1 protein-coding gene is annotated in these 1,590 nt (G+C 41.1%); it reads right to left on the bottom strand.

Features of this window, described 5'->3' with window-relative positions; genetic code table 11:
• Positions 1–1,422: RHS repeat-associated core domain-containing protein (locus BAZSYMA_RS10375; RefSeq protein WP_241502556.1), on the bottom strand; the 1,422-nt coding region annotated here is incomplete at its 3' end.
• Between the last annotated feature and the right edge of the window lie 168 nt (positions 1,423–1,590).

The raw sequence follows: 1,590 nt of genomic DNA on the forward strand, positions 1-1,590 counted from the left end.
GGCTTTATTACCCAAAACCAAGAATGCACTCCCTTTCACTCCGCGTCGGCCTTTTACCCATACACCATATTCTTGGATTTCTTTCATTGTTCTTTTAACTTTTCGGAAATGTTCAACTCTGTCTAGAGGTAGTAATGCTATATTCTCATCTTCATTTGTATGCCTGTATGCAGGATATGCCTGCAGATCATAGTTGTATCCCATTGTTTCTATTTCGTCTACTATATGACGACTGCCAACAAGCGCGATATAATTATTGCTTGGTCCAAACAGGTGTATATCCAAATAAGTGTTTTTCCAGCAATTTGAGCCAAGATAATAAAGATTGTGATTTTTTGTTAATTTTTTTGCACGCCTGAAAGCCCGGTATGTTTTAGGGGAAAAAAAGCGATTATTGATCATAAGATCAACAAAATTTATATTTTCAGGAGGTCTCAGACCTAGTGTAGCAGAGCAATTTTCTAACACAATATTGTGAATATTGATACTGGTGAGTAATTTTAACAGTAGGATAGCCCCACTTTCTAAAGAGTGGCTCTCTCCAATCCAAAGATTCAATTTCTTACCATGTTTTAAGCGTTTATTAATATGAGCAACAAACTTATGACGACTTATCGTGCCAATTTCATTATTTCCTGTCGGATCGATATATTTAAGCGGATTATTCCCCACATAAACATACAAATTCAAGCCATCAACCGCACCTGCTGAATCGGGGCTTATCCATCTTGCCAACCAAGGGGCTAGATACCTAGCACCGTAGTAGGACAAACCACTACTGTCGTCTCTTTCTTTGCCTGTGTAACGGTAGCGTTTTTGTTGCACTTGAGCTTTATCTTTGCCAGCAATGATGGCAGTGCCACCATAGGGGTAGTAGTGTTCGTAGCTGAGGGTTTGGGCTTTGTCATTCAACTCTAGGGTGTTGGATTGTAGGTGGCTGGTGAGTTGATAGCGAGTTTGGTTGGGACTTTGTGTGTTGTCTTTGTTGCTTTCACTCAGAATGTGGGTGCCGATGTGCAAGGTACTACTTTGTTGCTTTGCTTCGTTGGTTGAGATGTCTAGTGAAGGTAGGTAGTCTCTTTGGCTTTGTGCTTGGCTGTTAGATTCAATCACAGTGCGGACTCGCTTGCCTTGGTAATCATAAACATAGTGTTCTGTGGTGTTACTTTTGTCTGCTTTAGTGAGTTGGTTAAGGGTGTTGTTGTAGTGCCAATTTAAAGTACCAATATTATTTAAGACTAGCAAGTTGCCGTTGGCATCAAAGTCGGTAGTGGATTGCTGGGTTTCGGTACCGCGGTTGTTGTTTGGACGGATGGCGAGGGTTTGTTGCCATGTGCTGCTGTTTGCTTGGTGTGAGAGGTGGGTTAGGTTGTTACCTGTGTCGTAGGTGTATGTTTGATGATAAGTCTCTAGTAAATTCATAAGGGGTTGTGCGTCTTCTTCTTTGTGGTGTCGGATGTGCAGCTTCAAGAGCAAATATCTCTCATAATAGCTTTTAAGCCATGAACTAAAAAAGTACCTTTTTCCGAATCTTGCATGCCCTCAACTCATGCACCAAAATACAGATACTAAGGATGCTCTATGAGTATC

The sequence above is a fragment of the Bathymodiolus azoricus thioautotrophic gill symbiont genome (genome assembly GCF_001298715.1).
In the GTDB taxonomy this organism is placed as follows: domain Bacteria; phylum Pseudomonadota; class Gammaproteobacteria; order PS1; family Pseudothioglobaceae; genus Thiodubiliella.